The sequence below is a fragment of the Pseudomonas benzenivorans genome, from assembly GCF_033547155.1.
GTDB classification, from domain to species: domain Bacteria; phylum Pseudomonadota; class Gammaproteobacteria; order Pseudomonadales; family Pseudomonadaceae; genus Aquipseudomonas; species Aquipseudomonas benzenivorans_B.
Genome location: NZ_CP137892.1, coordinates 2698484 through 2723595, shown reverse-complemented (window position 1 = coordinate 2723595; position 25112 = coordinate 2698484). Strand labels below are relative to the sequence as shown.

The 25112-nt window shown below is 65.8% G+C and carries 23 protein-coding genes and 4 tRNA genes; 18 read left to right on the top strand and 9 right to left on the bottom strand.

What is annotated here, in order from left to right; all coding sequences use genetic code 11:
• On the bottom strand, positions 1–1212 hold the full coding sequence (locus SBP02_RS12425) for a pyridoxal phosphate-dependent aminotransferase (RefSeq protein WP_318642087.1): 1212 nt from the start codon (positions 1210–1212) through the stop codon (positions 1–3).
• A 169-nt stretch (positions 1213–1381) separates the two neighbouring features.
• Between SBP02_RS12425 and msrB the strand changes: the two genes are divergently transcribed.
• The 3 genes from msrB (at position 1382) to SBP02_RS12410 (ending at position 2859) form a co-directional block, all read left to right on the top strand.
• Entirely contained in the window at positions 1382–1777 is a 396-nt protein-coding gene (gene msrB, locus SBP02_RS12420) for a peptide-methionine (R)-S-oxide reductase MsrB (protein WP_318642086.1), read from the top strand.
• A gap of 129 nt (positions 1778–1906) precedes the next feature.
• Positions 1907–2392, top strand: a complete 486-nt coding sequence (locus tag SBP02_RS12415) for a glutathione peroxidase (protein WP_318642085.1) — start codon at positions 1907–1909, stop codon at positions 2390–2392.
• Positions 2389–2859: a MarR family winged helix-turn-helix transcriptional regulator gene (locus SBP02_RS12410; protein ID WP_318642084.1), complete on the top strand. Its 471-nt coding sequence runs from the start codon at positions 2389–2391 to the stop codon at positions 2857–2859. Before SBP02_RS12415 ends, SBP02_RS12410 begins: the two co-directional genes overlap by 4 nt.
• Here the strand turns inward: SBP02_RS12410 and SBP02_RS12405 are convergent.
• Positions 2843–5164: a hybrid sensor histidine kinase/response regulator gene (locus tag SBP02_RS12405; RefSeq protein ID WP_318642083.1), complete on the bottom strand. Its 2322-nt coding sequence runs from the start codon at positions 5162–5164 to the stop codon at positions 2843–2845. The genes SBP02_RS12410 and SBP02_RS12405 overlap by 17 nt on opposite strands.
• Before the next feature lie 104 nt (positions 5165–5268).
• On the opposite strand from SBP02_RS12405, the gene SBP02_RS12400 reads away from it, so the two are divergent.
• Positions 5269–6159, top strand: coding sequence for an ATP-binding protein (locus tag SBP02_RS12400; protein WP_318642082.1), 891 nt, complete (start codon positions 5269–5271; stop codon positions 6157–6159).
• A complete protein-coding gene (locus SBP02_RS12395) occupies positions 6156–6638 on the top strand; it encodes a GAF domain-containing protein (protein WP_318642081.1) in 483 nt (160 codons plus the stop codon). Before SBP02_RS12400 ends, SBP02_RS12395 begins: the two co-directional genes overlap by 4 nt.
• 51 nt (positions 6639–6689) lie before the next feature.
• Here SBP02_RS12395 and SBP02_RS12390 read toward each other — a convergent pair whose 3' ends face one another.
• Both SBP02_RS12390 and SBP02_RS12385 read right to left on the bottom strand, forming a co-directional pair.
• Positions 6690–7352 (bottom strand): glutathione S-transferase family protein, encoded by a 663-nt coding sequence (locus SBP02_RS12390; RefSeq protein ID WP_318642080.1) that lies wholly within the window; start codon positions 7350–7352, stop codon positions 6690–6692.
• A gap of 17 nt (positions 7353–7369) precedes the next feature.
• Positions 7370–8137 carry a hypothetical protein gene (locus SBP02_RS12385; protein ID WP_318642079.1) on the bottom strand — a complete coding sequence of 256 codons (768 nt, stop codon included), beginning with the start codon at positions 8135–8137 and terminating at the stop codon, positions 7370–7372.
• 222 nt (positions 8138–8359) lie between these two features.
• Between SBP02_RS12385 and SBP02_RS12380 the strand changes: the two genes are divergently transcribed.
• From SBP02_RS12380 to SBP02_RS12365, 4 genes are all read left to right on the top strand, one after another.
• A tRNA-Glu gene (locus SBP02_RS12380) sits at positions 8360–8435 on the top strand.
• Positions 8436–8465: 30 nt separating this feature from the next.
• A tRNA-Gly gene (locus tag SBP02_RS12375) sits at positions 8466–8541 on the top strand.
• A gap of 72 nt (positions 8542–8613) precedes the next feature.
• Positions 8614–8689 (top strand) — tRNA-Glu (locus SBP02_RS12370).
• A 13-nt stretch (positions 8690–8702) separates the two neighbouring features.
• A tRNA-Gly gene (locus SBP02_RS12365) sits at positions 8703–8778 on the top strand.
• 104 nt (positions 8779–8882) lie between these two features.
• On the opposite strand, the gene SBP02_RS12360 is transcribed toward SBP02_RS12365, so the two are convergent.
• Both SBP02_RS12360 and SBP02_RS12355 read right to left on the bottom strand, forming a co-directional pair.
• Positions 8883–9293, bottom strand: a complete 411-nt coding sequence (locus tag SBP02_RS12360) for a PA2817 family protein (RefSeq protein WP_318642078.1) — start codon at positions 9291–9293, stop codon at positions 8883–8885.
• A gap of 62 nt (positions 9294–9355) precedes the next feature.
• A complete protein-coding gene (locus SBP02_RS12355) occupies positions 9356–11803 on the bottom strand; it encodes an acyl-CoA dehydrogenase (RefSeq protein ID WP_318642077.1) in 2448 nt (815 codons plus the stop codon).
• Between the two features lie 454 nt (positions 11804–12257).
• Between SBP02_RS12355 and SBP02_RS12350 the strand changes: the two genes are divergently transcribed.
• The 6 genes from SBP02_RS12350 (at position 12258) to SBP02_RS12325 (ending at position 20063) form a co-directional block, all read left to right on the top strand.
• Complete coding sequence (locus SBP02_RS12350; RefSeq protein WP_318642076.1) at positions 12258–13190, top strand: ABC transporter ATP-binding protein; 933 nt, start codon at positions 12258–12260, stop codon at positions 13188–13190.
• 11 nt (positions 13191–13201) lie between these two features.
• A complete protein-coding gene (locus SBP02_RS12345; protein ID WP_318646336.1) occupies positions 13202–13981 on the top strand; it encodes an ABC transporter permease in 780 nt (259 codons plus the stop codon).
• A 72-nt stretch (positions 13982–14053) separates the two neighbouring features.
• Positions 14054–15085, top strand: a complete 1032-nt coding sequence (locus tag SBP02_RS12340; RefSeq protein ID WP_318642075.1) for an efflux RND transporter periplasmic adaptor subunit — start codon at positions 14054–14056, stop codon at positions 15083–15085.
• On the top strand, positions 15082–18150 hold the full coding sequence (locus SBP02_RS12335; protein WP_318642074.1) for an efflux RND transporter permease subunit: 3069 nt from the start codon (positions 15082–15084) through the stop codon (positions 18148–18150). Before SBP02_RS12340 ends, SBP02_RS12335 begins: the two co-directional genes overlap by 4 nt.
• A 108-nt stretch (positions 18151–18258) precedes the next feature.
• Positions 18259–19020 (top strand): SDR family oxidoreductase, encoded by a 762-nt coding sequence (locus SBP02_RS12330; protein ID WP_318642073.1) that lies wholly within the window; start codon positions 18259–18261, stop codon positions 19018–19020.
• Positions 19021–19175: 155 nt separating this feature from the next.
• Positions 19176–20063: a bile acid:sodium symporter family protein gene (locus SBP02_RS12325; protein ID WP_318642072.1), complete on the top strand. Its 888-nt coding sequence runs from the start codon at positions 19176–19178 to the stop codon at positions 20061–20063.
• Between the two features lie 59 nt (positions 20064–20122).
• Here the strand turns inward: SBP02_RS12325 and SBP02_RS12320 are convergent, their stop codons facing one another.
• From SBP02_RS12320 to SBP02_RS12310, 3 genes are all read right to left on the bottom strand, one after another.
• Positions 20123–21316 carry a benzoate/H(+) symporter BenE family transporter gene (locus tag SBP02_RS12320; RefSeq protein WP_318642071.1) on the bottom strand — a complete coding sequence of 398 codons (1194 nt, stop codon included), beginning with the start codon at positions 21314–21316 and terminating at the stop codon, positions 20123–20125.
• On the bottom strand, positions 21313–21930 hold the full coding sequence (locus SBP02_RS12315) for a LysE family translocator (RefSeq protein ID WP_318642070.1): 618 nt from the start codon (positions 21928–21930) through the stop codon (positions 21313–21315). Before SBP02_RS12315 ends, SBP02_RS12320 begins: the two co-directional genes overlap by 4 nt.
• A gap of 87 nt (positions 21931–22017) precedes the next feature.
• Positions 22018–22485 (bottom strand): MarR family winged helix-turn-helix transcriptional regulator, encoded by a 468-nt coding sequence (locus SBP02_RS12310; protein ID WP_318642069.1) that lies wholly within the window; start codon positions 22483–22485, stop codon positions 22018–22020.
• A gap of 81 nt (positions 22486–22566) precedes the next feature.
• Here SBP02_RS12310 and SBP02_RS12305 point away from each other — a divergent pair, with 81 nt between their 5' ends.
• The 3 genes from SBP02_RS12305 (at position 22567) to SBP02_RS12295 (ending at position 24987) form a co-directional block, all read left to right on the top strand.
• Positions 22567–23733 (top strand): aminotransferase-like domain-containing protein, encoded by a 1167-nt coding sequence (locus tag SBP02_RS12305; protein WP_318642068.1) that lies wholly within the window; start codon positions 22567–22569, stop codon positions 23731–23733.
• 67 nt (positions 23734–23800) lie between these two features.
• Positions 23801–24403, top strand: a complete 603-nt coding sequence (locus tag SBP02_RS12300) for a glutathione S-transferase family protein (RefSeq protein WP_318642067.1) — start codon at positions 23801–23803, stop codon at positions 24401–24403.
• A 239-nt stretch (positions 24404–24642) separates the two neighbouring features.
• On the top strand, positions 24643–24987 hold the full coding sequence (locus SBP02_RS12295; protein WP_318642066.1) for a hypothetical protein: 345 nt from the start codon (positions 24643–24645) through the stop codon (positions 24985–24987).
• Positions 24988–25112 lie beyond the last annotated feature (125 nt).

Here is a 25112-nt window from a genome sequence, read left to right as displayed (position 1 = left end):
TTACTGGCGGTAGCTGCCGAGGAAGTTGCCGATGCGCCCGATGGCCTGCTCCAGGTCGTCGACCCTTGGCAAGGTGACCACGCGGAAGTGGTCCGGCCAGGGCCAGTTGAAGGCGGTGCCCTGGACGATCAGCAGCTTCTCGGACAGCAGCAGGTCGAGGACGAACTTCTCGTCGTTGTGGATCGGGCAGACCTTGGGGTCGATCCTGGGGAAGGCGTAGAGCGCGCCCATGGGTTTGACGCAGCTGACCCCGGGAATGTCGTTGAGCAGTTCCCAGGTGCGGTTGCGCTGCTCGAGCAGGCGGCCGTTGGGCAGTACCAGATCGTTGATGCTCTGGTAGCCGCCCAGGGCGGTCTGGATCGCATGTTGGCTCGGCACGTTGGCGCACAGGCGCATGTTGGCGAGGATGTCCAGGCCCTCGATATAGCTCTGGGCGCGGTGCTTGGGGCCGGAGATCGCCACCCAGCCGGAGCGAAAGCCCGCGACCCGGTAGGATTTCGACAGGCCGTTGAAGGTCAGGCACAGCACGTCCGGCGCCAGGGAGGCGGTGGCGATGTGCTGGGCCTCGTCGTAGAGGATCTTGTCGTAGATCTCGTCGGAGAACAGCACCAGGTTGTGCTGGCGCGCCAGCTCGACGATGTCCTCCAGCACTTCCTTGGAGTACACCGCGCCGGTGGGGTTGTTCGGGTTGATCAGCACCAGGGCCTTGGTGTTCGGGGTGATCTTGGCGCGCATGTCGGCGACATCGGGGAACCAGCCGGCCTGCTCGTCGCACAGGTAGTGCACCGGCTTGCCGCCGGACAGGGCGACCGCGGCCGTCCACAGGGGGTAGTCCGGCGCCGGGATCAGCACCTCGTCGCCGTTGTTGAGCAGCGCCTGCATGGCCATGACGATCAGCTCGGACACGCCATTGCCCAGGTAGATGTCTTCGATGCCGATGCCTTCCACCTGCTTCTGCTGGTAGTACTGCATCACCGCCTTGCGCGCGCTGAACAGGCCCTTGGAGTCGCTATAGCCCTGGGCGGTGGGCAGGTTGCGGATCACGTCCTGGAGGATTTCCTCGGGGGCTTCGAAACCGAACGGCGCCGGGTTGCCGATATTCAGCTTGAGGATGCGGTGGCCTTCCTCTTCCAGGCGTTTGGCGTGCTTGAGCACCGGCCCGCGGATGTCATAACAGACGTTGGCGAGCTTGTTCGATTTGCTGACCTGCATGTGGATGATCCCGAATTGAAGAAACGCCGCGTAAAGCGCGGCAAAAGACTCGAAATGAACGAGCCTTGGCAGCTTGTAACGCGGGTGACAGACTGGGGTCGAATGATACGTGGCGACCCGATCTTGGCAAAGGTACTGGTCGGGCTTTTTTAAGCGGAGGAGAACTGCCGTGGACAAGCTGGAAAAACCCCTGGAGGCCTGGCGCGAAGAACTGTCGCAGGAGCAGTACCAAGTCTGCCGGTTGGGCGGCACCGAGCGTGCCTTCACCGGCGAATACCATGACAGCAAGACGCCGGGCACTTACCACTGCGCCTGTTGCGGTACGGCGCTGTTCGATTCCGATGCCAAGTACGACTCGGGCAGCGGCTGGCCCAGTTATTTCCAGCCGGTGAATAAGGATGCGATCGCCAGTCGGGATGACTTCAGTCATGGCATGCACCGCATCGAGGTCAAGTGTTCCCGTTGCGATGCCCACCTGGGCCATGTGTTCCCCGACGGTCCCAAGCCGACCGGCCTGCGGTATTGCATCAATTCGGTGTCGCTCAAGCTGGTGCCGCGCGGCTGAACGCAGCGGTGTGGATTGGTGGCGGGTATGGCGCGATATCGAGGGGATCTATATTTGGCAATTAAATTGTGTGCAATTTAATTGCCTGCTATTTATGGCCTCACTTCATCACAGCCAAGGATCGCCAGCATGAGCAACTCATTGATCGACATTCCCTGCACCACCATCAAGGGCGAGCAGAAAACCCTCGCCGACTTCGGCGCCAAGGCCGTGTTGGTGGTCAATACAGCCAGCAAGTGCGGTTTCACCCCGCAGTACCAGGGCCTGGAAAGCCTGTGGCAGCAGTACAAGGAACGGGGACTGGTGGTGCTGGGCTTTCCCTGCAACCAGTTCGGCAAGCAGGAGCCGGGCGACGAAGGGGCGATCTCCGAGTTCTGCGAGCTGAATTTCGGCGTGAGTTTCCCGCTGTTCAAGAAGGTGGAGGTCAATGGCGCCGACGCCCATCCATTGTTCGTGCAGCTGAAGAAGCGCGCACCGGGCCTGCTCGGTAGCCAGGGCATCAAGTGGAACTTCACCAAGTTCCTGCTCAGCGGCGACGGCCGGCTGGTCAAGCGCTTCGCGCCGGCCACCAAGCCGGAGGACCTGAGCGCCGAGATCGAAGCGCTGCTCAAATGATCCCCTCGGCATCGACGCCGGAGGGTTCGCTACGGCTGGACGATCAGTTGTGCTTCAAGCTCTACGCGGCCTCGCGGGCGGTGATTCGCGCCTACAAGCCGATGCTCGAGCGGCTGCACCTGACCTACCCGCAATACCTGGCGATGCTGGTGTTGTGGGAGTGGCAGGAGCAGCCTCCGGGACAGCCCACGGTCAAGGCCCTGGGCGAACGTCTGATGCTCGACTCGGGCACCTTGACGCCGCTGCTCAAGCGTCTCGAGCAGTTGGGTTTGCTGGTGCGCCGACGCTCGGTCGAGGACGAGCGCGAGGTGCATCTGGCCCTGACCCCGGCCGGCAGCGCCCTGCGCGATCGAGTCGTGCCGCTGAAGCGGCAGTTGCTCTGTGAGCGGGGCGTCGACCTGGACGAGCTGGCCGAGCTGCGTGAGCAGGTCGGACGCTTGCTCGATCGCTTCATTGGACTGAGCTGACCGGCAGCCACTGGTCGAGCAGCGCGGCCAGTTCCTCGCGGCGGAACGGCTTGGCCAGGTAGTCGTTCATGCCCGCCACGCGGCAGCGTTCGCGTTCATCGGGCAGGGCGTTGGCGGTCAGGGCGATGATCGGCAGCGCCGTGTGGCTGCCGTCCTGGCGGATTCGCCGACTGGCCTCGTAGCCGTCCATCACCGGCATGTTGCAGTCCATCAGCACCAGGTCGATTGCATGCTGCCCCAGCTGGTTGAGCGCTTCGGCGCCGTGATTGGCCAGCACCACCTCGTAGCCGAGCTTGGTCAGCATGCCTTTGGCGACCAGTTGGTTGACCGGGTTGTCCTCGACCAGCAGCACCCGTGCCTGACGATCGCTCGCCTGGGTGATCTCGACGGGAGCGGGCGTGCTGGCTGGCATCTGGCCAAGGCAGCGAGTCACCGCTTGGAGCAGGGCTTGGCGCGACAGTGGACGCGCCAGTTGCTCGATAGGCGCCAGGGCCAGGGCTTGTTCGCCGGGCAGGAAGTTGCCGTAGGCGGTGACCAGCAGGATCGGTGTGGCGCAGGCCGGGCGGCGACCGAACAGGCACTCGGGGCAATCGCTGATCAGCAGGTCGGCCGCGATGCCGGCCAGGCTGGCGTCGGTATCCAGGCGCCGGTAGTCGAGCCCCCAGGTGGGCAGCAGGGTGCCGAGCAGCTCGCTCAGGCCGGAGTTGCTGGAGCTGAGGGCGATCACCTGTCCGCGCAGCTGCGTTGGCGCTGGCGCGGGCAGGTGGCTCGGCAGCGGCAGGCTGGCGCAGAAGCGGCTGCCGAGGCCCTCCTGGGACTCCAGTTGCAGCTGGCCCTGCATGGCCTCGCAGAGTCGGCGGGCCAGGGCCAGGCCCAGGCCCGTGCCGCCGAACTGGCGGGTGATGCCGGCGCCGGCTTGGGCGAAGGGCTGGAAGATGCGCGCCTGGGCGTCCTCGGCGATGCCGATGCCGGTGTCGCGCACGCTGATCCGTACTCCGTCTGGATGGCTGTCGACGCGCACATCCACGCGGCCCAGGCGGGTGAACTTCAGGGCGTTGGACAACAGGTTGCTGACGACCTGCCGCACCCGCGTCGGATCGCCGAGCACCTGGGCGGGCAGCCGCGGGTCGATCAGGCAGGTCAGCTCGACGTTTGGCGCCGCGTTCTGCGACAGCAGACTGGCGGTGTCTTCGACCAGGCTGGCGAGATCGAAGGGGATGCTCTCCAACTCCAGTTGGCCGGCCTCGAATTTAGACAGGTCGAGGATGTCGTTGAGCAGCTCCACCAGCACCTTGCCGGAGTCGTGGGCTATCGACAGCTGTTGCCGCTGTTCGTTGCTCAGCGGGCCGTCGAGGGACAGCCCGAGCATGCCGAGCAGACCGTTGAGCGGCGTGCGGATCTCGTGGCTCATGTTGGCCAGGAATGCCGAGCGGGCCTGGGCCATGTCCTCTGCGGTGCGCTGCGCCTGTCCCAGCTCCCGGTTGGATTCGAGCAGGCGGGCGTTGGCGGCTTTCAACTCCGCGGTGCGGGCCGAGACGATGTTCTCCAGCTCGGCCAGGTACTGGGTCAGGCGATCTTCCGCCGCGCGGCGTTGCTCGATCTCCGAGGCGATACTGGCGAACTGCTGGTTGGTGACGGCGATCAGGGTGCCGATCTCGTCGCGTTCATGGCCGGGCGGGCAGGGCAGTCGCTTGCGATTAGGGGTGTTCGGGTCGCGCTCGCTGAGGGCGCGGCTCACCTCCACCAGCGGCTTGGTCAGGGTGAAATAGAACAGCACCAGGAGAATCAGCGAGAGCAGCAGGCTGCGGGCGAAGCCAGCCAGCAGGGTGAGCATGGAGCGGCGCAGGAAGTGGCTACCGAAGGAGTAGGTGTCGACCTCCAGGTGCAGCACGCCGAGGGCCTCGTCGGGGGCATGGCTGACGAACAGCGAGCTCTCGAACTGACGCCGTGCGCCGAACAGGAAGTCGCTGAGCACGCGGTAGCGACTCTTGCTGGCCGGCTGGCTGACGCTGGCCAGGGTCAGGCCGCTGTTGTCGATGATCCTCGCACCGATCACCGCCGGTGAGCGTAGCAGGCCGAACACCAGCTCCTGGGCCAGCTCGGCGTCTATGTTGTAGGCGATGCGCGCGGCCGGGTTGTGACTGATCTCCATGAGCGCGCGGATCTCGCGGTTGATGGAGGCGTCTTCGCTGGCATAATCGATGCCCACTTGGACCAGGCTGAGAACGGTGCCCAGGATGAACGCCACCAATACGGTCAGGCCGGCCTGCTTGAACGACAAGCGTTGGGTGAGCGGTATGTCCATGGGGCCGGGCAGTCTCGTATCCATTCGCCCGCCAAGCATAGCCCATCTGCTTCGCTCGTCGGCAGGGGGCATTGGCAGGTTTTACCTTCTACAAGGAGTACGTCGTGGATTCCCGTTTACAGGCTTTTCTCCAGCGGGCCGAGGCCGTGCTCACCCGTATCGAGCCCTACCTTCCGGCTCAGCGCGCGGCCATCGACTGGCAGCAGAGTCTGGCCGCCCGCTGGCATCGAGAGGGCCGTGGCGGCTACCTGCAGCCGCTGCGGATCAGCCTCGACCTCAGCCTGGGCGACCTGATCGGGGTGGATGCCCAGCGCGAGCAGTTGGCGCGCAATACCCGTCAGTTCGTCCAGGGCCTGCCGGCCAATCACGCCCTGCTCTGGGGCGCGCGGGGCACCGGCAAGTCGTCCCTGGTCCGTGCGTTGCTGGCCGAGCATGCGGCGGCCGGCCTGCGGCTGATCGAGATCGAGCGCGATCACCTGGCGGACCTGCCACGGGTGGTCGAAGAGCTTGCCAAGTTGCCGCAACGCTTCGTGCTGTTCTGCGACGACCTGTCGTTCGAGGCCGGCGAGGGCGATTACCGGGTGCTCAAGAGCGTGCTGGACGGCTCGCTGGAGCGCGCCCCGGAGAATGTGCTGCTGTACGCCACTTCGAATCGTCGCCATCTGTTGCCGGAGAAGCAGAGCGATAACGAGCACTGGCAGCGGGTCGACGGCGAGCTGCATCCGAATGAGGCGGTGGAGGACAAGATCGCCTTGTCGGACCGCTTCGGCCTGTGGCTGTCCTTCTACCCCTTCACCCAGGAGCACTTCCTGGCGGTGGTGCGCCACTGGATCGAGGTGCAGGCCGCCGAGGCCGAGCTGGAGTGGCAGTGGGGCGAAGAGCTGGAGAAGGCGGCAATCCGTTGGGCGCTGGGGCGCGGCAACCGCAATGGTCGCTGTGCCTACCAGTTCGCCAGGCACTGGGTGGGGCTCGAGCTCCTGGGGGCGCAGGCATGATCGAACTACGGGATGTCGGGTCGGGGCTCGAGGGCTACCCGCTGCTGGAGGCGCAGCTGGCGGCGCTGCTGGCCGGCGAGCGGGACTTCATCGCCAACGCCGCGCAGTTCTCCGCTTTCCTGTTCCAGGAGCTGGCCGACCTCAACTGGGCCGGTTTCTACCTGGCCCGTGGCGAGCAGCTGGTGCTGGGGCCATTCCAGGGCAAGGTGGCCTGCGTGCGCATCCCCTTCGGCCGTGGCGTCTGTGGTGCGGCGGCGGCCAGTCGGCAAAGCCAGCGGGTGGAGGATGTGCACGCCTTCGTCGGGCATATCGCCTGCGACAGCGCTTCCGCGAGCGAGCTGGTGGTGCCGTTGCTCAAGGATGGGCGCTTGATCGGGGTGCTGGATCTGGACAGCCCGAGCCGCGGCCGTTTCGGCGTGGAGGATCAAGCCGGTATCGAGCGGCTGGTCGAGGTGTTTCTCGGGCTGACCGACTGCTGAAAGTCTGGCGCCGGCCGAGCCGCGGAGCCGGGTGGCCGGCGTCGGCGACGCTCAGGGCTTGCCTCCCATCTTGGCGAGCATCTTCTGCTCGCCGGGCAGTACCGCCTGCACCGACGGGCGCGCCTTGAGGCGGGCATAGAGTCCGGCCAGGTTCGGCCAGCGCCGCGCGTCGAGCGGCTCGCCGCCATGTTCCATGTTGATCAGCTGGCAGCAGAGTGCGAGGTCGGCCAGGCTCAGGCGATCGCCGACGAGGAAGTCGGCGGCGCCGAGATGCTGTTCCAGATAGTCGAAGTGGGGTGGCAGTTTGGTTTCCAGTGCCGTCTGCACGGCGGCCTCGTCGCAGGCTTGTCCCATGCTCGGCTTGAGCACCCGGTTACGGAATACGCCGAAGGTGCACAGCGGCGCCAGCTCGTAGTCCGCGTACTTCTCCAGCCAGCGCACCCGTGCGCGCTGTTCGGCGTCGTCGCCTAACAGGCTGGCGTGTTCGGGGTGTTTGTCCTCCAGGTACTGGCAGATGACGCTGGAGTCGGCGAGGCTGAAGTCACCATCCCTGAGCGAGGGAATGCGCCCGAGCGGGTTGAGGTCGTAGTACCAGGCCGGCTGGCCGAAGGGCAGGACGATCTCCAACTGGTAGTCCAGGTCCTTCTCCTGCAGATACAGGCGAACCTTGCGTACGAAAGGCGAGAGGGGGGCGCCGTATAGCGTCAGGCTCATGGTTTGTCCTTATCCGGTTAGTCGTAGATCTGCTTCTTCTTCCAGTCGTCGTCGCTTTCCAGTTCCTTCAGGCCCTCGGTCAGTTCGCTGCTTTCTTCGCTGACCGGTTGGGATGTTTGCAGAACCATGGCATTGGCGCGGGCGAGGTGCTTTTCCAGCTGTTGCAACTGGGTCTTGTAGCGGCTCGGGTCCGGTTGCTTGCGCAGGTACTGTACACCGCGCTCGAACGCCAGGCGCGCCTGGCCGGGATGGGCCTGCTGCAGGGCCTGTTGACCGAGGTTGTTGAAGAATTCGATATGCAGTTGCGCCAGCATATGACGGATTTCGCCTAGCCAGTGCTTGCCTTCATTGGCCGTGAGGATGCCCTCTTTGGCGCAGCGAGTGACTTGGCCGTGGAGGTTTTCCAGCTGAAAACGCACGTCCTTGGCCTTGGCCTCGGTGAGAACGGGTTGAGGCGGGTTACGTACCGCAATCGACTCGCCTTGGGCGACCAACTGGCGCAGTTCATCGACGCGGGTCTTGCCGGCAGCGCTCTTGTCCAGCGGCAGCAGGCGCTCGGCGAAGTGCAGTTGCAGACGGCTGAGCAGGAGTTTGAGCTGGGGCGTGATCAACTGCCCGGGCATGGACTCCGAGAGGTCGGCGCAGCGCTTCAGGCGGTCGTTGAGGTCGGCCTTCAGGCGCGCCTTCTCCAGCTTGTTGTTCTCGACCATGTGATTGACGTAGGCGATGGCGACCAGAGCCATAATGCCGCCGACAATCAGCAAGGTAATCACCAAGGGGGACATCGCTACAACCTCTCGTACGGCGGTTTTCCGCCCGAGTGTAGTGCCTTAGCTTTGAGGCTGATAGATATTGATCACGTTCTGCCCTGAAGTCTTTGATTTTAAAAAAAAATTATAGAGAGGTTGACGAGCTGTCCAAGGCTCCATAGAATGCGCGCCACTTCAAGCGCAATGCCGGTAGGCGAGGCGCATGAAGCCGGAAAGACTGTTGAAGTTCCGGGCTGCGTCCCCTTCGTCTAGTGGCCTAGGACACCGCCCTTTCACGGCGGTAACAGGGGTTCGAGTCCCCTAGGGGACGCCACTTTTCGGATGAGAAGTGAGCAGAAATACTGCGGGAATAGCTCAGTTGGTAGAGCACGACCTTGCCAAGGTCGGGGTCGCGAGTTCGAGTCTCGTTTCCCGCTCCAAGTTTTAAGGCAGCGCTCACGGAGCGGTGCCCAAACCGATACGCTGGCAGCGTTTCGGTAAAAAAGTTCCAGGTCCCCTTCGTCTAGTGGCCTAGGACACCGCCCTTTCACGGCGGTAACAGGGGTTCGAGTCCCCTAGGGGACGCCAATTTTGTAGTAAAGCGGGAATAGCTCAGTTGGTAGAGCACGACCTTGCCAAGGTCGGGGTCGCGAGTTCGAGTCTCGTTTCCCGCTCCAAATACAGGAAAACGCCGCTCATCGAGCGGCGTTTTCGTTTGCGCTTTCGAAAGGCGCGTAAGAAGCCCGCCGGCGATGCCGAGCGGGCTTTTTTGTTGGGTCGATCAGTGCTTGCTGCTCTGCGGCGGCAGGGCCAGTAGCTGCTTTTCCTGGTTCCAGTCGAAGGGCTCGTCGTTCTGCTCGGCTTCGAAGCGGCGCTCGTCGAGTCGTTGGAACAGTTCGATCTCTTCGTCCGGCATGAAGTGCAGGCAGTCGCCGCCGAAGAACCACAGCAGATCGCGCGGCACCAGGTGGGCGATCTGCGGGTAGCGGTGGAATATCTGGCTGATCAGGTCCTGTCCCAGGTAGAGGCTGGCTTCCGGGTCGCCCGGCAGTTCCTTGACCAGTTCATCGAAACGCTCGAGGAACAGCGCGTGGCTGTCATCGAGGATCTGTTCGGCCTCGCCCAGGGCAACCAGGATGCCGCGCAGGTGAGCGAGCAGGGCGAGATGGTGATCGAGGTAGGCGCTGGCCATGGGGTGAGTCCTGTAAGTGAAACGGGCGCGGGAGTATAGAGGTCCCGGCGCCCGCTGTCCTCTCAGCGTACCTTGCCGCGGCCGAGCTTCAGCTCGTCCTGGGCGAAGTCGTCGACATCGATCACCGTCCGGCACGCGCTGCGTGTCTGCCGCAGTTGCTGGACCTCCTCGGCACTGAGGAGGCCCAGGTTCTGAGCCGCGTCGAGCAGGTCCTGCACTGGGGATTCCTCCAGCTTCCCGGTCTTGAGGGCCTGCTCCAGCTTGTCCTGGGCGGAGCGGCTGCTTTCCTGCAGATCCCTGGCGCGTTGCAGGGCGGCGACCGGGTCGTCCTCGGCCTGCGGGCGATAGCAGCCGGCGAGCAGCTCTTCCAGCGCCGCATCGCCCCTGTTGCGGCCGATGATCGCTGCCACCTGGGCGTCCAGTGCATCGCTCGGGCCCTTATGGCGGCGGCCGAGGGGGAACACCAGCATGCGCAGGGCATAACCGAGCAGGCGATTGGGGAAATTGTCGAGCAGCCCTTCCAGGGCGCCCTCGGCTAGCGCCAGGTTTTCCTCCAGGGCCCAGCTCAGCAGGGTGCGGGAGTGCTCCGGGCAGTCCAGGTCGTGATAGCGCTTGAGCGCCGCGGAGGCCAGGTAGAGGTGGCTGAGCACGTCGCCGAGGCGGGCGGACAGGCGCTCGCGGCGCTTCAGCTCGCCGCCCAGGAGCAACATGCTCAGGTCGGCGAGCAGGGCGAAGGCCGCGGCCAGGCGATTGAGGGCGCGGAAATACGGCTGGCTGAGGTTGTCGCCCGGCACCTGGCCGGTGCTGCCGAGGCTCAGGCTGAGGAGCAGGCTGCTGGCGGCATTGCCGACGGCGAAGCCGAGGTGCTGTAGCAGCAGCTGGTCGAATTCCTCCAGCGCCGCCTGGCTGTCATCGCGGCTGGCCAGCGCCATCTCCTTGAGCACGTAAGGATGGCAGCGGATCGCGCCCTGGCCGAAGATCATCAGATTGCGCGAGAGGATGTTGGCGCCTTCCACTGTGATGAAGATCGGCGCGGCCTGCCAGGAGCGGGCCAGGTAATTGCTCGGCCCCATGATGATGCCCTTGCCGCCGTGGATGTCCATGGCGTGCTGGATGCATTCGCGGCCGCGCTCGGTCAGATGGTATTTGAGCACCGCGGAGAGTACCGAGGGCTTCTCGCCCAGGTCCACTGCGTGGGCGGTGAGGATGCGCGCGCTGTCCATCAGCCAGGCGTTGCCGGCGATACGCGTCAAAGCCTCCTGGATGCCTTCGAAGGCCGCCAGCGGCACGCCGAACTGCTCGCGCACCTGGCTGTACTGGCCGCTGGTGAGGCTGGTGAACTTGGCCGCGCCGGTGCCGACTGCTGGCAGGGAGATGGAGCGGCCCACCGACAGGCAGTTCATCAGCATCATCCAGCCCTTGCCGAGCATGTCCCGGCCGCCGATCAGGTAGTCCAGAGGGATGAACACGTCCTTGCCGGAGTTCGGCCCGTTCATGAAGGCGGCGCCGAGGGGCAGGTGGCGCCGGCCGATCTCCACCCCGGGGGTGTCGGTGGGCACCAGGGCCAGGCTGATGCCCAGGTCCTCTTTCTCGCCGAGCAGGTGGTCGGGGTCGTAGGCCTTGAACGCCAGGCCCAGCAGGGTGGCCACCGGGCCCAGGGTGATATAGCGCTTCTCCCAGTTCAGGCGCAGGCCGATGACCTCCTCGCCGCGCCACTGACCCTTGCAGACGATGCCGCTGTCCGGCATGGCGCCGGCATCGGAGCCGGCCAGCGGGCCGGTCAGGGCGAAGCAGGGGATGTCCTCCCCGGATGCCAGGCGGGGTAGGTAGTGCTGGCGCTGCTCGTCGGTGCCGTAATGCAGCAGCAGCTCGGCAGGACCCAGGGAGTTGGGCACCATCACGGTGGAGGCCAGGTCACCGCTGCGGGTCGCCAGTTTCATCGCCACCTGGGAGTGGGCATAGGCGGAAAAACCCTTGCCGCCGTATTCCTTGGGAATGATCAGGGCGAAGAAACCGTGCCGCTTGATGTGCTCCCAGGCCTTGGCCGGCAGGTCCATCTGCTGGCCGATCTGCCAGTCGCTGACCAGGGCGCACAGCTCCTCGGTGGGACCGTCGATAAAGGCCTGTTCCTCCTCGCTGAGGCGCGGCCTGGGGTAGTCGAGCAGCTTGTTCCAGTTCGGCCGGCCGCTGAACAGCTCGCCATCCCACCACACGGTGCCGGCCTCGATGGCTTCCCGTTCGGTATCGGACATCGGTGGCAGGACCTTCTGGAACCAGGCGAACAGTGGTGCGCTCAGCCGCTTGCGGCGCATTTCCGGCAGCGTGAGGGGCAGCGCCACGGCGAGCCACAGCAGCCAGAACAGGGTCAGCAGCCAGCCGGGCGTGCGGCTGAAGGCCGCCATGGCCAACAGGTAGCCGGCCACGATAGCCAGGGCGGGCAGGGGGGCGGTGCGACGGTGGGCCAGATAGACCACGCCGAACAGCAGGACCAGTAACCAGGCAACGAGCATGCAGAATCCTCCATGACCAGGAAAAGAGACCGATAGCACGAGCTTAGTCGGCATCGCTGCGCAAGCGCGACAAGTCTGGCGAATCGGCGCGCACGGTCGCCTCGGGGGCGCTCGCCATCACCGATAATGACCATGGCCGGGGCGGCCGAGTTCGCCGGACGGGGGCGACTCCACTGTCGGCAGCCGCGCCGAGCGGGGCTGTTGTGGCGCGGTCCTGTTTTCTCTTCGCTGATTTTCCGCTTGCGGCAACACCTATTGATCGAATCGATAGCTAACATCAGCATTCGCGTCTTTCTTATTGATTTCATGGTGGTAGGGTGCCAGGTGCGGCACTCTGTACGAGGCGTGCCTCTGGGGCGCCTGGATGACGTCTTCGCCGACTCGAAAGCGATAGTTGCAATTGCCTGCGCCAGCCTCCATCTAACCCGTTCTTCTCATTGTGTGCGTGCCCCTCATGACTAGTGCTCTGTCCATCCGGCAGCTGACCAAGACCTACGGCAACGGCTTTCAGGCCCTGCATGGCATCGACCTGGATGTGGCCGAAGGCGACTTCTTCGCCTTGCTCGGCCCTAACGGCGCCGGCAAGTCCACCACCATCGGCATCCTCTCCACCCTGGTGAACAAGAGTGGCGGCACGGTGAGCGTGTTCGGCCACGACCTGGACAAGCAGCCCTCGGCGCTCAAGCGCTGCCTGGGCGTGGTGCCCCAGGAATTCAACTTCAACCAGTTCGAGAAGGTCTTCGACATAGTCGTCACCCAGGCGGGCTACTACGGCATTCCGGCGAAGATCGCCAAGGCGCGTGCCGAGCAGTACCTCAAGCAGCTGGGCCTGTGGGACAAGCGCAACGTGCCCTCGCGCGAGCTGTCCGGCGGCATGAAGCGCCGTCTGATGATCGCCCGCGCCCTGGTGCACCAGCCGCGCCTGTTGATCCTCGACGAACCCACCGCCGGGGTGGACATCGAGCTGCGCCGCTCGATGTGGAGCTTCCTCACCGAGCTGAACCAGCAGGGCATCACCATCATCCTCACCACCCACTACCTCGAGGAAGCCGAGCAGCTGTGCCGCAACATCGGCATCATCGACCACGGCCGCATCGTCGAGAACACCAGCATGAAGGCGCTGCTGAAGAAGCTGCATGTGGAGACCTTCCTGCTCGACCTCAAGGAGTCGCTGCTGGTGGCGCCGCAGTTGGACGGCTATCCGGCCCAGTTGCTCGACCATCACACCTTGGAGGTGCAGGTGGAGAAGACTCAGGGCATGAGCGAGCTGTTCCGCCAATTGGCCAAGCAACACATCGAGGTGCTCAGCCTGCGCAACAAGACCAATCGCCTGGAGGAACTGTTCGTTTCCCTGGTCGAGAAGAACCTGGCCAAGGAGGCGGTGTGAGCACGACCCATCTGAATTCCGAGCTGGCCGCCAACGGGGTGGCGCTGCGCACCATCGTCTACCGCGAGGTGCGCCGCTTCACCCGCATCTGGCCGCAGACCCTGCTGCCGCCGGCCATCACCATGGTCCTGTACTTCGTCATCTTCGGTAACCTGATCGGCTCGCGGATCGGCGAGATGGGCGGCTTCAGCTACATGGAGTACATAGTGCCGGGGTTGATCATGATGTCGGTGATCACCAACTCCTACGGCAACGTGGTCTCGAGCTTCTTCGGCAGCAAGTTCCAGCGCTCGATCGAGGAGCTGATGGTGTCGCCGGTGTCGCCGCATACCATCCTCATCGGTTTCGTCATCGGCGGCGTGCTGCGTGGCCTGGCGGTAGGGCTGATCGTGACCCTGCTGTCGCTGTTCTTCACCAAGCTTTCGGTGCACCACATCGGGGTGACGGTGCTGGTGGTGCTGATGACCGCCACCATCTTCTCCCTCGGCGGCTTCGTCAACGCGGTGTTCGCCCGCAACTTCGACGACATCTCGATCATCCCGACCTTCGTGCTGACGCCCCTGACCTACCTGGGCGGGGTGTTCTATTCGATCGCCCTGTTGCCGCCGTTCTGGCAGACGGTGTCGCTGGCCAATCCCATCCTGCACATGGTCAACGCCTTCCGCTACGGCATCCTCGGCGTCTCCGACATCCGCATCGGCGTGGCCATCGGCTTCATGGTGCTGGCCACCGCGCTGCTGTACTTCGTCTGCCTGCGCCTGCTGATCGGCGGCCGGGGCATGCGCCAGTAACGGCCGCCGCTGACGACCCAGCGTAAGGCGGCAGAGGGCTAGACTTAGCACGTCAGCCCCGAGGGAGCCGCCATGCCGGCCCACACCTGTCGTTTCCTTGTCGCCATCGTCCTGTCGCTGGCCGCTGTCGTCGGCTCGGCGGAGAACGGCCAGGGCCCCCTGGTCGAGGTGGTGCGCCCCGAGCGCGGCCTGGTGCGCGACGAGCTGATCACCTTCGGTTCCCTGCGCTCGGCCGAGTCGCTGATGATCCGCCCGGAGATCGATGGGCGCCTGGCCCGCCTGCATTTTCAGGAGGGCCAGGCGGTCAGCGCCGGCGACCTGCTGGTCAGCCTGGACGACGCCGTCGCCCGTGCCGAGCTGGCCCTGGCGCGGGCCAACCTGGACCTGGCGGCAAGCAACCTGCGCCGCAGCCAGCTGCTGTTCCAGCGCGGCGCCAGCAATGCCCAGGCGCTGGACGAGGCCCGCGCCGAAGCTCAGGCCCGGCGCGCCAGCCTGGCCTTGGCTCGTGCCCGCCTGGACAAGACGCAGATTCGCGCCCCCTACGACGGCCTGCTCGGTCTGCGCCAGGTCAGCCCCGGCGACTACCTGGAGGCGGGTCAGGACATCGTCAACCTGGAGGTACTCGACCCGCTCAAGCTGGACTTTCGCGTGCCGCAGAAGGCGGTCGGCCAGGTTCGCCCGGGCCAGGTCGTGGAGATCCGCCTGGATGCCTTCGCCGACGAGGTGTTCCACGGCCGGATCAGTGCCATCAACCCGCAGTTGGACGTGGCCGGACGCAGCCAGGCGATTCGCGCCCAGCTGAGCAACCCCGGGCTGCGCCTCAAGCCGGGGCAGTTCGTGCGGGTCACGGTGATTCTCGCCGAGCGCCCCCAGGCGCTGCTGATTCCCGAGGAGGCGGTGATGCCGCTGGGCGAGCGGCTGCTGGTCAACCTGGTGGTGGACGGCAAGGTCGAGCAGCGCGAGATCCGCCTCGGCCGCCGCCTGGGCGGGCGCGCCGAGGTGCGCGAGGGGTTGAGTGGTGATGAGACGCTGATCAGCGCCGGCTGGCACAAGGTCCGCCCGGGCATGGCGGTACGCACCCGGCCGGCGGGAGCGGGGGCATGATCCTCGCGGATGTCTGCATCCGCCGCCCGGTGTTCGCCAGTGTGCTGTCCCTGGTGCTGGTGCTGCTCGGCCTGATGGCCTACCAGCGCCTGACGGTGCGCGAGTACCCGAACATCGACGTGCCCATCGTCACGGTCAACGTCGGCTATCCGGGGGCCAGCCCGGAGATCATGGAGTCCCAGGTGGCCCAGCCGATCGAGGATGTGCTGTCGGGCATCGAGGGGCTGGATTTCGTCAGCTCCATCAGCCGCACGGAAAGCACGCAGATCACCGCGCAGTTTCGCCTGGGCAGCGATGCCGACGAGGCGGCCAACGACGTGCGCGACCGCCTCGGTCGGGTGCGCGGTCTGCTGCCGGACGAGATCGACGAGCCGGTGGTGCAGAAGGTCGAGGCCGACGCCCAGCCGGTGATGTTCCTGGCCTTCTACAGCGAGCGCCACTCGGCGATGGCCATCACCGACCTGCTCGAGCGCCTGGTCAAGGATCGCCTGCAGGTCATCCCCGGAGTGGCCGAGGTGCAGATCCGCGGCGCGCGCAGCCCGGCCATGCGCATCTGGCTCGACCCGGAGCGCCTGGCTGCCCACGGCCTGACGGTGCAGGACGTGGAGGAGGCCCTGCGCCGGCAGAACGTGGAGATCCCGGCCGGACGCATCGAGTCGCTGGAGCGCGAGTTCAACCTGCTGTCGGAGACCGACCTGCGCACGGCCGAGGAGTTCGAGCGGCTGATCCTCGACGACTCCCAGGGGTACCTGCTGCGCCTGGCCGACGTCGGCCGCGCCGAGATCGGCCCGGCCAGCGAGCGCAGCCTGGTGCGTTTCAACGGCCAGCCGGCGGTGGTGATCGGCATGGTCAAGCAGGCCACCGCCAACCCCCTGGACATCTCCGACGGGGTCGAGGCGGCCCTGCCGGACGTGCGCGCGCTGCTCCCCGAGGGCATGCAGATGGCGGTGGCCCACGACAGCTCGCTGTTCGTTCGCGAGTCGATCGACAACGTCTACACCACCATCTGGGAGGCGGTGGCGCTGGTCATCCTGATCATCTTCCTGTTCCTGCGCTCGCTGCGCGCCACCCTGATCCCCCTGGTTACCATCCCGGTGTCGCTGATCGGCGCCTTCGCCCTGATGGCCGTGCTGGGCTTCTCCCTCAATACCCTGACCCTGTTGGCCATGGTCCTGGCCATCGGCCTGGTGGTGGACGACGCCATCGTCATGCTGGAGAACATCCACCGCCACCTGGAGGGCGGCCTGGCGCCGCTGCAGGCGGCGCTGGCCGGCAGCCGCGAGATCGCCTTCGCGGTCATCGCCATGACCCTGACCCTGGCCGCGGTCTACGCGCCGATCGGCTTCATGCCCGGCACCACCGGCAAGCTGTTCACCGAGTTCGCCTGGACCCTGGCCGGCGCGGTGCTGGTGTCCGGCTTCGTCGCCCTGACCCTGTCGCCGATGATGTGCGCCAAGCTGCTCAGGCCCCATGGGGCCGCTGAGCGCCATGGCCGCGCCTACCGTCTGATCGAAAACTTCCTGCACGGCCTGACGGAGCGCTACCAGGCGCTGCTGGCCAGGGCGCTGGCGCGCTGGTGGCTGATCCTGGCGTTGCTGGCGGCGCTGCTGCTGGCCTGCGCCTGGCTGTTCGCCGGGCTCAAGGCGGAGCTGGCACCCACCGAGGACACCGGCACCCTCATCGGCGTGTACAGCGCCCCGGACGGCGCCACCCTAGACTACACCAGCCGTTACGCCCGACAGATCGAGGCGGTCTACGCCGGCATTGCCGAGACCAACCGCTACGTGGTGATCACCGGCTTCCCCACCGTGACCCAGGGCATCTCCTTCATGAAGCTGGAAGACTGGGACCGGCGCGAGCGCAGCCAGTTCGCGATCCGCCTGGAGCTGCTGCCCAGGCTGCTGGACATCCCCGGCATCCGCGCCTTTCCGGTCAACCGTCCGCCGCTGGGACAGAGCGTGCGCAGCCAGCCGGTCAACCTGGTGGTGCGCTCGCCTCTGGCGTACGCCGAGCTGGAGCGCTATGTCGAGGCGCTGCTGGTGCGCCTGGACGCTTACCCGGGGCTGGAGAGCCTGGACAGCGACCTCAAGCTCAACACGCCGCAGCTCAAGGTCACCGTCAACCGCGAACAGGCGGTGGCGGTCGGCAGCGATGTGGCGACCATCGGCCGCAGCCTGGAGAGCCTGTTCGGCAGCCGCCAGGTGACCCGCTTCAAGCGCCTCGGCGAGCAGTACGAGGTGCTGGTGCAGCTGGCCGACGTCGACCGCAGCAACCCGGCCGACCTCGACCGCGTCTACGTGCGCGGCCGCGACGGCGCCATGGTGCAGCTGTCCAACCTGATCGAGGTGCGCGAGAGCGTGGCGCCGCGCGAGCTCAACCACTTCAACCAGCTCCGCGCGGTCACCCTCAGCGCTAACGTCGGTGCCGGCCATACCCTCGGCGAGGCCCTCGATCACCTGGAGCGCGAGGCCCGCGCGCTCTTCCCCGAGGGCACCCTGTTCGACTACGCCGGCACCTCGCGGGAGTTCAAGGAGTCCAGCGCCGGCATCGCGCTGACCTTCGTCCTGGCCCTGGCCTTCATCTACCTGGTGCTGGCCGCGCAATTCGAGAGCTTCATCGACCCGCTGATCATCCTGTTCAGCGTGCCGTTGTCGATGGCCGGCGCGCTGCTGGCCCTGTGGCTGTTCGGCGGCACCCTGAACATCTACTCCCAGGTCGGCCTGGTGACCCTGATCGGCCTGATCACCAAGCACGGCATCCTCATCGTCGAGTTCGCCAACCAGCTGTTGCGCCGTGGCCTGGCGCTGCGCGAGGCGGTGTTGCAGGCCGCGACGCAGCGCCTGCGGCCGATCCTGATGACCACCGGGGCCATGGTTCTGGGCTCGCTGCCCCTGGCTCTGGCCAGCGGAGCCGGCGCCGAGAGCCGCCAGCAGATCGGCCTGGTGATAGTCGGCGGCCTGTTGGTCGGCACCTTCTTCACCCTGCTGGTGATTCCCACCCTGTACTGGCTGTTGCGCCGCTGGCGGCCGCTGCCGGCCAGCGAGACGGAGCCGGCCGAGGCGTAATCCATGGCCTGGATGGGCGGGCAACCGCTGTCCTGATAGTGCTGCCACGGCGCCCGACTCTCTGACTAGACTCAGGCCCTGACTTTCAGCCCTTGCGAGGACACACAGATGAGCTTGAGTTTTTCCGGTCGGGTGGCCCTGGTCACCGGCGCCGCCGCGGGTATCGGCCGTGCCACCGCCCTGGCGTTCGCCAACGAGGGCCTCAAGGTGGTGGTTGCCGATGTCGATGTGGCGGGCGGCGAGGCTACCGTCGAGCTGATTCGCACGGCGGGCGGCGACGCCAGCTTCACCCGCTGTGATGTGACCCGCGACGCCGAGGTGCAGGCGCTGATGGCCTTCACCCTCGAGACCTATGGGCGCCTGGACTACTGCTTCAACAACGCCGGCATCGAGATCGAGAAGGGCAAGCTGGCCGAGGGCAGCGAGGCCGAGTTCGACGCCATCATGGGGGTCAACGTCAAGGGCGTGTGGCTGTGCATGAAGCACCAGATTCCGCTGCTGCTGGCCCAGGGCGGCGGCGCCATCGTCAATACCGCCTCGGTCGCCGGTCTCGGCGCGGCGCCGAAGATGAGCATCTACGCCGCCTCCAAGCATGCGGTGATCGGCCTGACCAAGTCGGCGGCCATCGAGTATGCGAAGAAGAAAGTCCGCGTCAACGCGGTGTGTCCGGCGGTGATCGACACCGCCATGTTCCGTCGCGCCTACGAGGCCGACCCGAAGAAGGGCGAGTTCGCCGCCGCCATGCACCCGGTCGGGCGCATCGGCACCGTCGAGGAAATCGCCACGGCGGTGCTCTACCTGTGCAGCGACGGCGCGGCCTTCACCACCGGCCATGCCCTGGCGGTGGATGGCGGCGCCACGGCGATCTGACCCGGCCTGCTGGGCGCGGCATGGCTGCCCGCGCTGGCGCCTTTTTCTCGGCGCGGTAGCGGGGCGCCTGTTTGGCCGATAAAGTCACTGCGCAACATGGCGTTGTCTGGCCAGAATCGCCCCCATCGTGTTCTCCACTCCAGGGAAGAGTAACCATGACTGCTGATCCTCTACTGACGCTATTTTTGCCCGTGGCCCTGGGCATCATCATGCTGGGCCTGGGCCTGTCGCTCGGCATCGCGGACTTCGCCCGGGTGGTGAAGTTTCCCAGGCCGGTGCTGATCGGCCTAGGCTGCCAGTTGCTGTTGCTGCCGCTGCTGTGTTTCGGCCTGACCAAGGTCTTCGGCCTGGCCCCTGCCCTGGCGGTGGGCCTGATGCTGCTGGCCGCCTCGCCGGGCGGCACCACGGCCAACCTCTACAGCCACCTGGCCCATGGCGACGTGGCGCTGAACATCACCCTGACCGCGGTCAACTCGGTGATTGCCATCCTCACCATGCCGCTGATCGTCAACCTCGCGCTGATGCACTTCATGACCGGCGATCAGGCCATTCCGCTGCAGTTCGGCAAGGTGCTGCAGGTGTTCGTCATCGTCCTCGGTCCGGTGGCCATCGGCATGTGGCTGCGCAGCCGCTTCCCCGGCTTCGCCGAACGCATGCAGAAGCCGGTGAAGCTGGTCTCGGCCCTGTTCCTGCTACTGATCATCGTCCTGGCGGTGGTCAAGGACTGGCAGACCTTCGTCGACTATGCCCCGTTGGTCGGCGGCGCCGCGCTGGCCTTCAACCTGCTCAGCCTGGCGGTGGGCTACTACGTGCCGCGCCTGCTCAAGCTGAGCCTGCGCCAAGCCATCGCCATCGGCATGGAGATCGGCATCCACAACGGCACCCTGGCCATCGCCCTGGCCCTGAGCCCGGTGCTGCTGAACAACTCGACCATGGCCATTCCGGCGGCGATCTACAGCATCATCATGTTCTTCACTGCGGCGCTGTTCGGCTGGTGGGTCAATCGCGCCCATGGCCGGCAGCTGGCGGCCGAGGCCGCCTGAGCGGGGCGGCACGAAAAAGGCGCCGTCAGGCGCCTTTTTTCATGTCGGGCTCATTGCCCTCAGGCCTTGCGCCAGTTGAGGATGAACAGGGTGAGCAGGCCGGCGACCAGGCCCCAGAAGGCCGCGCCGATGGACAGCAGGGTCATGCCCGAGGCGGTGACCAGGAAGGTGATCAGCGCCGCCTCGCGCTCCTGGGGCTCGCTCATGGCCTGGGTCAGGCCGCCGATGATCGAGGCGAACAGCGCCAGGGCGGCGACCGACAGGATCAGCGCCTTGGGCAGGGCGCTGAACAGCGCCGCCAGGGTGGCGCCGAAGATCCCGGCGATGACATAGAACACCCCGCACCAGACCGCGGCGGTATAGCGTTTGCTCGGGTCCTCGTGGGCCTCGGGGCCGGCGCAGATCGCCGCGCTGAGGGCCGCCAGGTGGATGCCGTGGGAGCCGAAGGGCGCCAGCAGGATGGAGGCCAGGCCGGTGATGTTGAGCAGCGAGGAAGCCGGCACCTGGTGGTAGCCGTTGGCGCGCAGCACGGACATGCCCGGCAGGTTCTGCGAGGCCATGGCGACGACGAACAGCGGGATGCCGATGCTGATGGCCGCCGCCCAGGAGAAGGCCGGAGTGGTCCACTCGGGCGTGGCCAGCTGCAGCTCGAAGTCGGAAAAATCCAGCAGGCCGAACAGCCCGGCCAGTGCGCAGCCGACCAACAGTGCGGCGAGCACCGCATAGCGCGGCAGCAGGCGCTTGCCCAGCAGGTAGGCCAGCAGCATGGCGATGACCAGGGTCGGTTGCTGTTCGGCGGCGCCACAGATTTCCAGGCCGATCTTGAACAGCACCCCGGCCAACAGGGCGGCGGCGATGGAGGCGGGAATGCGGCGCATGAGGCGGTCGAAGCTGCCGGTCAGGCCGCACAGCACGATCAGCGCCGAGCAGAGGATGTAGGCGCCGATCGCCTCGGCGTAGGGCACCCCAGGCAGGCTGCTGATCAGCAGGGCGGCGCCGGGCGTCGACCAGGCGATCATCACCGGCGCGCGGTAACGCAGTGACAGGCCGATGCAGCACAGGCCCATGCCCACCGACAGGGCCCAGATCCACGAGGAGATCTGCCCGTCGGACAGTCCCGCGGCCTGGCCGGCCTGGAACATCAGCACCAGGGAGCTGGTATAGCCGGTGAGCATGGCGATGAAGCCGGCGACCACCGCCGAGGTGGAACTGTCGGCCAGCGGACGTAGGCGCGCCTGGGTTGCCTCGCTCATGATCGGGCGCCTCCGAAGTCGGCCAGAATCGGGTAGAGCGAGGTGACCAGCAACAGGGCCATGCCGATATTGAAGCGGCGCAGTATGCGCGGGTCGTTCAGCCAGGTGCGCAACAGGCTGCCGGCCACCGTCCAGACACTCATGGTCGGGCAGTTGACCAGGGCGAACAGGGCGGCGATCAGCACCACGTTGGTCAGGAAGTTCTCCTGCGGCGTGTAGGTGGTGATGGCGCCGATGGCCATGATCCAGGCCTTGGGGTTGACCCACTGGAAGGTCGCCGCCTGGAGGAAGCTGAATGGCTTGGCACTGCGGGCTCCCGTGCTGTCCGGTGCGCCGGCCCGGGCGATCTTCCAGGCCAGGTACAGCAGATAGGCGGCACCGAAGTAGCGCAGCAGGCTGTAGAACAGCGGCACCTGCTCGAACAGCTGGCCGAGGCCCAGGCCGACCGCCAGCACCAGCAGCATCAAGCCCAGGCTGATGCCGAGCATGTGGGGCAGGCTGCGGCGCAGGCCGAAGTTCGCCCCGGAGGCGAGCAGCATGGTGTTGTTAGGCCCCGGCGTCACCGAGGTGACGAAGGCGAAGAGAACGAAGGCGAGCAGCAGTTCGGCAGTCATGGCGGGCACTCGTGGGCAATGACTGCAAGCCTATGCCTCGGCTCCCCGGGCGTCGCGGTACAGCAAGCGGTGCGTTGACCGATACAGTTACGGGCTTTGTCGTTCTTGGTCGGAACTGACCTGGCGTTTGCCGCTCAAGGCCAGATTGACCTCCAGCCAGCCCCTGACCGCCTCTTCGCCGGCCTCGGCGAAGGCCCGCTGCAGCAGCTTGGCCTGCTCGCGGCGCAGGGCCTGTTCCAGCTTGGCGCCCTCGGCGGTGATGCCGAGCAGGCGCTTGCGCTTGTCCTCCGTGGCGGCGGCGCTGCTGACCAGGTGCATCTCCTGCAGCTGGCGCAGCGGTGTGCTCAGGGCCTGCTTGCTCACACCCAGGTAGCCGAGCAGCTGCTTGACGCTCAGGCCCGGGTACTTGGCGATGAAGAACAGGATGCGTTGGTGCACCCTGGACAGACCACGACGCGCCAGCATCTCGTCGGCCTTGGCGGTGAATGCCTGGTAGCCGAAGAAGAAGGCTTCCATGGCGGCCTGCTGAGTGGTCGGGCTTTTAAGGTCAAGCATATTGACGTATCTGTCCGGGGCGTCGTAGTTTCGGTCAAGCAGTTTGACCCAATATTCTCGACTTAGCACCCCGGTGATCCCATGGCCTTCTCCGAACGCGTTGCCCGCCTGAAAAGCTCCCTGATCCGTGAAATCCTCGCCGCGGCGCAGCGTCCGGAAGTCATGTCGTTCGCCGGCGGCCTGCCTGCCGAGCCCATGCTGCCCAGGGTCGAGTGGCGCGAGATGCCGGCCAGCATGGGCCAGTACGGCATGAGCGAGGGCGAGCCGGCCCTGCGCGAGATCATCGCCGCCGAGGCCCGAGCCCTGGGCGTGCCCTGCGAGGCCAGCCAGGTGCTGATCGTCAGCGGCTCGCAGCAGACCCTGGACCTGGCCAGCAAGCTGTTTATCGACCCGGGTACGGAAGTTCTTGTGGAGGCGCCCACCTACCTGGCGGCCCTGCAGGCCTTCCAGCTGTTCGGCGCCCACTGTATCGCTGTGCCCCAGGAGGCCGACGGCCCCGAGCTGGACGCCCTGCGCCAACGTCTGGAGCGGCACAAGCCGGCCTTCGCCTACCTGATCCCGACCTTCCAGAATCCGTCCGGCACCCGCTACAGCGAGGCCAAGCGTGATGCCGTGGCGGCGCTGCTGGACGAGTTCGGCGTGACCCTGATCGAGGACGAGCCCTATCGCGAACTGGTGTTCGACGATGCGCTGGCCACCCCCATCGTCAGCCGCCTGCGCAAGGCCAGCTGGATCTATACCGGTACCGTATCCAAGACGCTGCTGCCCGGCCTGCGCGTCGGCTACCTGATCGCCACGCCCGACCTGTTCCCCTACCTGCTGCGCCTGAAGCAGTCGGCGGACCTGCACACCAACCGCATCGGCCAGTGGCAGGCCTTGCAGTGGTTGGGTAGCGAGCAGTATCGCGGCCATCTGGCCGAGCTGCGCGACTTCTACCGGCTGCGCCGCGATGCCATGCAGGCGGCGTTGCTGGAGCATTTCGCCGATCTGGCCGAGTGGCAGATTCCCCAGGGCGGGCTGTTCTTCTGGCTGACCCTCAAGCAGCCGCTGGATACCCGGACTCTGCTGGCGCCGGCGCTGGAGCAGGACGTCGCATTCATGCCGGGCGAGCCGTTCTTTATCGAGCCGGACCGCCATCCGGGGCACCTGCGCCTGAACTTCAGCCATGTGGCGCCGGAGCGCCTGGGTGAGGGGCTCAAACGCCTGGCCGAGGTGATCCGTCAGGCGCAGTCCGGCCTTGCCGCCTGAGCAACCCGGGTCATGGCAGTGCAACGCAGATAGCAGATCAGAGACCACAGGAAGGGAGGAGAGGAGAATGCTCAAGGTTTACGGCGACGCCCGCTCGGGCAATTGTTACAAGGTCAAGCTGATGCTGCACCTGCTGGGGCAGCCCTACGAGTGGGTGGCGATGGACATCCTCAAGGGCGAGACGCAGAGCGAGACCTTCCTGGCGAAGAACCCCAACGGCAAGATCCCGGTGCTGGAACTGGACGACGGCAGTTGCCTGTGGGAGTCCAATGCCATCCTGCATTTCCTCGCCGAGGGCAGCGAATTCCTGCCGAGCGAACCGCGCCTGCACACCCAGGTGTTGCAGTGGCAGTTCTTCGAGCAATACAGCCACGAACCCTATGTCGCGGTGGCCCGCTTCATCCAGCTGTACCAGGGGCTGCCCGAGGCGCGGCGCGAGGAATACCTGGCCTGCCACGAGCGCGGCTACAAGGCGCTCAGGGTGATGGAGCAGCAATTGCAGCGCACGCCCTATCTGGTCGGCGAACAGTACTCGATCGCCGATATCGCCCTGTATGCCTACACCCACGTCGCCGATCAGGGCGGCTTCGATCTCGCCGACTATCCGGCGATCAGGGCCTGGCTGGCGCGGGTGGCCAGCCATCCGCGGCATGTGGGCATGCTCGACTGATAGAGTCCGTCGAGTACTCGGCGTGGACGAGGTCGGCGATGTCCTCAGGAGGTATACGCCTGGTCGTGTTCAATCGCGCCTAAAGGGCGCGCGTTATTGGCGAGAAAGCCAGGTAGCACGCGGCTTTGTGGCTTTCTGCCATGTACACGGCCGCCCGTCCGGATACGCAAAAGCCGCGTAACAAAACCCGAGGGTGTTTATCCAATTCATGGGGATCGGGGAAAGAAGAGGATGGCACCATGAAACCGACAATCAGTACCCTCGCAGTCGGCGGTACGATGTTCGTACTCGCAGCCGCCATATCCGGGCAAGCAGTGAGCGCGCCCATACCACAGGTCGAAACAGAGTCGGCTCTGTTGCTGGCCGAGGGTGGTAGCGGTCGTCTGCTGCAATATCACGGCCAACGACTCGATAGCTTGCAAGGCATGGACGACGAAAGCGAGCGCTTCGTGCAGATGCTCGAACGTAAGCCGACCGCCGCAGGCCCTGGATTCGAACGGGAAAGCAGTCAGCCGATTCAGAAGCCTGAGAAGCAGTACCTGTCCCCGATACATCGGGAACGAGCTGAGCACGGCTGGCATTGAGTGGAGAAGTGTGCCGTTCCGGGCACTCAGGGTCTGTCCCGGGTACCCGGAAGTCGGCGCAGGGGTTGGGGTCATGTGAACGAGGAACCCGACTAAGCATCCTTGCTTGAAACTCTCTGAAAACG

Coding starts and splice junctions, on each gene's coding strand:
- SBP02_RS12425 (WP_318642087.1), bottom strand. CDS start 1,212: ATGCAGGTCAGCAAATCGAACAAGCTCGCCAACGTCTGTTATGACATC.
- SBP02_RS12415 (WP_318642085.1), top strand. CDS start 1,907: ATGAGCAACTCATTGATCGACATTCCCTGCACCACCATCAAGGGCGAG.
- SBP02_RS12410 (WP_318642084.1), top strand. CDS start 2,389: ATGATCCCCTCGGCATCGACGCCGGAGGGTTCGCTACGGCTGGACGAT.
- SBP02_RS12405 (WP_318642083.1), bottom strand. CDS start 5,164: ATGGACATACCGCTCACCCAACGCTTGTCGTTCAAGCAGGCCGGCCTG.
- SBP02_RS12395 (WP_318642081.1), top strand. CDS start 6,156: ATGATCGAACTACGGGATGTCGGGTCGGGGCTCGAGGGCTACCCGCTG.
- SBP02_RS12390 (WP_318642080.1), bottom strand. CDS start 7,352: ATGAGCCTGACGCTATACGGCGCCCCCCTCTCGCCTTTCGTACGCAAG.
- SBP02_RS12385 (WP_318642079.1), bottom strand. CDS start 8,137: ATGTCCCCCTTGGTGATTACCTTGCTGATTGTCGGCGGCATTATGGCT.
- SBP02_RS12360 (WP_318642078.1), bottom strand. CDS start 9,293: ATGGCCAGCGCCTACCTCGATCACCATCTCGCCCTGCTCGCTCACCTG.
- SBP02_RS12355 (WP_318642077.1), bottom strand. CDS start 11,803: ATGCTCGTTGCCTGGTTACTGGTCCTGCTGTTCGGCGTGGTCTATCTG.
- SBP02_RS12350 (WP_318642076.1), top strand. CDS start 12,258: ATGACTAGTGCTCTGTCCATCCGGCAGCTGACCAAGACCTACGGCAAC.
- SBP02_RS12340 (WP_318642075.1), top strand. CDS start 14,054: ATGCCGGCCCACACCTGTCGTTTCCTTGTCGCCATCGTCCTGTCGCTG.
- SBP02_RS12335 (WP_318642074.1), top strand. CDS start 15,082: ATGATCCTCGCGGATGTCTGCATCCGCCGCCCGGTGTTCGCCAGTGTG.
- SBP02_RS12330 (WP_318642073.1), top strand. CDS start 18,259: ATGAGCTTGAGTTTTTCCGGTCGGGTGGCCCTGGTCACCGGCGCCGCC.
- SBP02_RS12325 (WP_318642072.1), top strand. CDS start 19,176: ATGACTGCTGATCCTCTACTGACGCTATTTTTGCCCGTGGCCCTGGGC.
- SBP02_RS12320 (WP_318642071.1), bottom strand. CDS start 21,316: ATGAGCGAGGCAACCCAGGCGCGCCTACGTCCGCTGGCCGACAGTTCC.
- SBP02_RS12315 (WP_318642070.1), bottom strand. CDS start 21,930: ATGACTGCCGAACTGCTGCTCGCCTTCGTTCTCTTCGCCTTCGTCACC.
- SBP02_RS12310 (WP_318642069.1), bottom strand. CDS start 22,485: ATGCTTGACCTTAAAAGCCCGACCACTCAGCAGGCCGCCATGGAAGCC.
- SBP02_RS12305 (WP_318642068.1), top strand. CDS start 22,567: ATGGCCTTCTCCGAACGCGTTGCCCGCCTGAAAAGCTCCCTGATCCGT.
- SBP02_RS12300 (WP_318642067.1), top strand. CDS start 23,801: ATGCTCAAGGTTTACGGCGACGCCCGCTCGGGCAATTGTTACAAGGTC.
- SBP02_RS12295 (WP_318642066.1), top strand. CDS start 24,643: ATGAAACCGACAATCAGTACCCTCGCAGTCGGCGGTACGATGTTCGTA.